General features: G+C 28.7%; 4 protein-coding genes and 1 pseudogene. 2 read left to right on the top strand and 3 right to left on the bottom strand.

Annotation, left to right across the window (positions count from 1 at the left end):
- The 3 genes from AB2369_RS11525 to AB2369_RS11515 form a co-directional block, all read right to left on the bottom strand.
- A partial coding sequence (locus tag AB2369_RS11525; protein WP_367666625.1) for a hypothetical protein occupies positions 1-604 on the bottom strand: 604 nt, incomplete at its 3' end.
- Positions 591-1,679, bottom strand: a complete 1,089-nt coding sequence (locus tag AB2369_RS11520) for a GerAB/ArcD/ProY family transporter (RefSeq protein ID WP_367666624.1) — start codon at positions 1,677-1,679, stop codon at positions 591-593. The genes AB2369_RS11520 and AB2369_RS11525, both read right to left, overlap by 14 nt.
- Positions 1,663-3,144, bottom strand: a complete 1,482-nt coding sequence (locus AB2369_RS11515; protein WP_367666623.1) for a spore germination protein — start codon at positions 3,142-3,144, stop codon at positions 1,663-1,665. Before AB2369_RS11515 ends, AB2369_RS11520 begins: the two co-directional genes overlap by 17 nt.
- Before the next feature lie 332 nt (positions 3,145-3,476).
- Between AB2369_RS11515 and AB2369_RS11510 the strand changes: the two genes are divergently transcribed.
- On the top strand, positions 3,477-3,626 hold the full coding sequence (locus tag AB2369_RS11510; protein ID WP_367666622.1) for a hypothetical protein: 150 nt from the start codon (positions 3,477-3,479) through the stop codon (positions 3,624-3,626).
- 9 nt (positions 3,627-3,635) lie between these two features.
- Positions 3,636-4,205, top strand: a pseudogene (locus AB2369_RS11505) (flavin reductase family protein); the annotation flags it as partial.
- Between the last annotated feature and the right edge of the window lie 519 nt (positions 4,206-4,724).

The following is a 4,724-nucleotide window of genomic DNA, read 5'->3' as shown; positions in this document are numbered from 1 at the left end:
CAAATACACCAAGCCCTGATACTTCTACCCTATCTTCTACTTGTCTTAAACAAGGTATTATCATTCTTCTTCCCTCTTGGAAATACATATATATTATATCTTTAAGTTGTGCTTTATGATTAAAAAAATAGGAATTAGCAGAAGTTTCAAGCAATCCCTCTAGAACTTCTGCCATAGTAGTACTGCTTCTAGGAGTCAATTTAAGCATTTTATCTGCACTTCCTTCACACAAAACTAATACAGGAGTTAATCTTCTTTCGTAATCTCTTATAAACACATCTATTAGATCCTTAATTCCTTCTCTAGCTCTATTCTCTCCTATTACATAAATCCTAATATTACCCATTAAATATTCTTTAGAGGTTTTTAATGAAAATCTATTTCTACTTTCATAAAGAGTCTCTCCAGAACTATTCATCACCTCTCTATTAACAACCTTATTTCCCTTAAATATTAAATACTCTATTGAATTGACATATTCAGTTCCAATAACATCATATCCAGCTCCTGAAACTACTGTTAACTTTTCAATAGGATCTCTATCATAGCAAGATGATAAGGAAAACATTAGTATAAGAGGTATTAAAATTTTAAGTTTTTTCACAATTCTCACCTGTCTTTTTTATAAAACTTAGAATTAAGGTCATGATACTCCATATAATAATAAAGATAATTTGATATTTTAGTGTGCTTGAAAGAAATGCTCTTCTCTTAACTTCTGTGGTCAGTAGAAGAGTTAAGACAGCTACTGGTAACATAGATACGACGCAGGCCTTCCTATAAGATATATTTATAACTTCTGAAATACAATATCCAAGTACAAACTGCTCACAAGCAAGGGTCTTCATAATGATAGCACTCCATAATAATATAAATATAGCCTCAAAGTTAGATATAACAGGGAGGTCTCTTGTTCCTATAAGAAAAATAAGTGGATATTCTAACATAGAAGATAAATTCCAGCCTAAACATCCTACAACTATAAATGTAGTTAACACATATATAAATATAGTAATTAAGCTTCCTATTATTCCAGCCTTAAGAACTTTAGATTTATCAGTTACCCAGTAAATAGAAAAGAACATTATCTCTGCACCTATATATGCATCAAAGCTTCCTGGTATACCTTTTATAATAGGAGAAATTCCATTAAATACTGGAAAAATATTATTAGGCTCAATCTCATTTACAAAGGAGATTAAGATAAAAAGTATTGCTAAGGTTATGTAAAAAAATAGCTCTGTTACTCTTCCTAAATCAGTTAGTCCTCCACCAGCACTTATAACTACAACTATAAGTGTAACAAAAACAATAAAATATGCTGGAATAAAAAATAGTAAAAAAGAGTCTAACACATTAGCAAATCCTGCTAACAATGTTGCCTCTAAAATAATATAGTGTATTAAGAATATTGTAGTGAATATCTTAGCTAGTATTTTTCCATAGATCCTCTCACACATATTATAAAAATTAGGATAATTTAAATTTTTATATATAAAACTAGAAACAATAGCAATAAATAAGGGATATATTCCTCCAATTAGAGTAACCACCCATCCAGACTTTTGAGACTTTTCACTAATACTTGAAGAGAATGATAAAATCCCTATACCTATTAATGCTCCTTGAACTAAAAAAAGATATTGATTTTTTGTAATAGAGTTACTTATCTTCTTCATCCTTATCCCCCCATCTACTTTCCTTATATGTATCAGGCTTTCTTAAAATGTACTTTAGTGGGCTTCTAATAAAGGAATCCTTTAAATCTGCCGATCTTAAGGGAGCTAAAGGAGAAAAATAAGGCACTCCAAAAGACTCAGTTTTAATTAATATAATAAGAAGGAGATATCCACCAACTATAATTCCAAAAAAACCGAATATCTGAGCAAGTATAAGAAGAAAAAATCTCAGTATTCTTATAGATAAGACCATCTCATAATTAGGTATTAAAAAACTACATATTACAGTTATAGCCACTACCAATAAAGTAGAGTAACTAGCTAAATTTGCCCTTGTGGCCGCTTCTCCTATAACAAGCCCTCCTACTATAGCAAGGGTACTTCCTATAGGACTTGGAAGTCTTAATCCTCCTTCCCTTAAAGTTTCTACAGCAAGCTCCATACATAAAATCTCTAGAAATGGCGGAAGCGGTATATTAAGTCTGGAGTCTATTAAAAGAATTACTAGCTTGTATGGAAAAAGAATTGAATTATAAGCTAATACTACTAAATAAATAGAGTCTAAAAAAAGAATTAAAAAAAGTGCTATAAACCTTAAAATCCTTGAAAAGGACGCTACAATCGTTCTTTGAGAATAGTCATCAAATCCTTCAAGAAATTCAACAAATGTTGCTGGTACTATAAGTGCTGATGAGTTTTCTGCTACTAATATTGCCACCTTACCTTCTAGTAAATCTGCTGCAACCTTATCCGGTCTTTCTGTACTCTTAGCTGTAGGAAAAATATTAAGACTATGATCCTCCATAAGCTGCTCTATGAATCCAATAGATAACATGGATGGAGACTTTATGGCATTCACTTTATTTTTAACATTATTTAATATGCTATCTTCAACTAAGCCGTCAATATATGTAATAAATACTGAGGTATTAGTTATTTCTCCAACTACATACTTTTCTACCTTAAACTTATTATTAGAAATTTTTCTCTCTATCATTGCTAAATTTATTTCAATATTCTCTACAAAACTTTCTCTAGCTGCTTTTACAGATTTCTCTGTTATAGATTCTTGAATACTTCTATAATTAGAACTAACTGTATTACATAAAATAGCCTGTGTAGAATCTTCAATTAAAATAACAGTCTTACCTTTTAATATATTAGAGCATAAAACACTTATATCATCACTTGTTTCACAATTACTAGACACTAAGTATCTACTCATTATATTCCTAATTAACTCTTCATCTTTTTTAAGAGGATATTTAATGAAAAATAAAAGTGGATGAATAATGCTCTCTTCTATATATTTTCCATCTGCAATTTGATCCAGATATATAATAAAAACCTTAATATTTTCATTAAGTATCAATTCTTTTTTTATAAGGCTAGGATTTCCTTGGAATCTTGAAGTTATTTCATTTACATTATCTAAAAGATCCTCTGTTAATATATTTTTCTCCATTTTCATCACCCTAGGATTAGTATTAATTTTTCCTAGAATAATTATACTTAATAACATTCTTATTGTTTTTTTATATATGAAATCTACTTTGAAATGGAATATTTATTATTTGTATTAATTAAAGCTATCTATGAACTTCATTAAATTCATAGATAGCTTAGTTCATATTATAGGTAGTAAGAATACTTGTATTAATGTTATAATATAATGTAATTTTTAAGTAATAAATAAGCTGGATTTTAGAGGTAGCGTAATTTTAATCCCTTTTCCTTGATTAACTCATCTAACCTTCAGATGATGGAAAGAATACCATCTCAAGGAAGATTCGTTCTATGAATAATTATAAATTTAAAGCTATAGTACTATTAAGTACAGCTATAGTTATATTAATGGCATGTAAAATTAAGCATATAGAATCAACACTTTATAATACTATGGGTAAAACTCTACCCAGTATATACATAAAGTATAAGAAAGGATAGAATATTTTTATGAAAAAACAGAACTTTAAAGGTAGCGTAATGCTAAACCCTACCCCTGTGGTACTAGTTACCTGTAAGAATAAAGAAGGTAAAACTAATATTTTTACAATAGGATGGGTAAGTACAGTCTGTACTAAACCTCCTGTAATGGCCATAGGTATAAGACCTGAAAGATTATCTTATGAGTATATAAAAGAAAGTATGGAATGTGTAATAAATCTAACTACAAAAGACATGGTAAAAATAACTGATTTCTGCGGAGTGCAAAGCGGAAGAAAGGTTGATAAGATAAAGCACTTTGATCTTAAACTTGATCCAGGTTCTGCAATAGATACTCCATCATTAGATATTTCTCCAGTTGCACTGGAATGTAAAGTAAAAAGTATAACTCCTCTTGGAACCCATGATATGTTTTTACTTGAGATATTAAATGTTAAAGTTAATGAAAATATTATTGATGAAAAAGGTAAGATAAGATTTGATAAAGCTAATCTTATTGCATACTCCCATGGTGAATATTATGGATTGAATTCTAAACCATTAGGCTCCTTTGGGTACTCTATTAGAAAAAAGAAAAAAGAAGAACATAATAAAAATAAGTCAACTTTAGATAATAAGAATTCTAAAAAAACTAAAGATAAGTCCTCAAAAAGTAAACATAAGGAAGATCTAAGTAACGATAAATCCTTTAAGAATAAAAGAAAAGATAAAAAGGATAAAGAATTTAACTCCTTGAAATCTTTTAGATCTAAAAAATAACCTATATTTGCATAATACAATTTATAACTTAGATTTTATAACTTTTATAAATAATCTATTTTAGTTTATTGGTAAAGTTAACGCATAATTAGAGGAGAATATATTATACTCCCCTAATTATGTTCTATAATAAATTTTTAATATACTAAACCTAAATTTTATTAACATCTAAAATCATAATACAAGCTCATAAGATTTTCTTCTATGATCCTCCTTTACTAATGTGAACCCTAAAGAAGCAAATAAATTTTGTGATCTATTATTATAACTATAGACCTCTGGCACAACTAATTTTTCCATACCTATGATTCTTGCTCTTTCTATTAGGACCTTCATAAC

The sequence above is a fragment of the Clostridium sp. genome (assembly GCF_040797585.1).
Taxonomy (GTDB): Bacteria; Bacillota; Clostridia; order Clostridiales; family Clostridiaceae; genus Clostridium_Z.
Note: the sequence above shows the minus strand (reverse complement) of the source record. Positions and strands in the feature narration are given on the sequence as shown.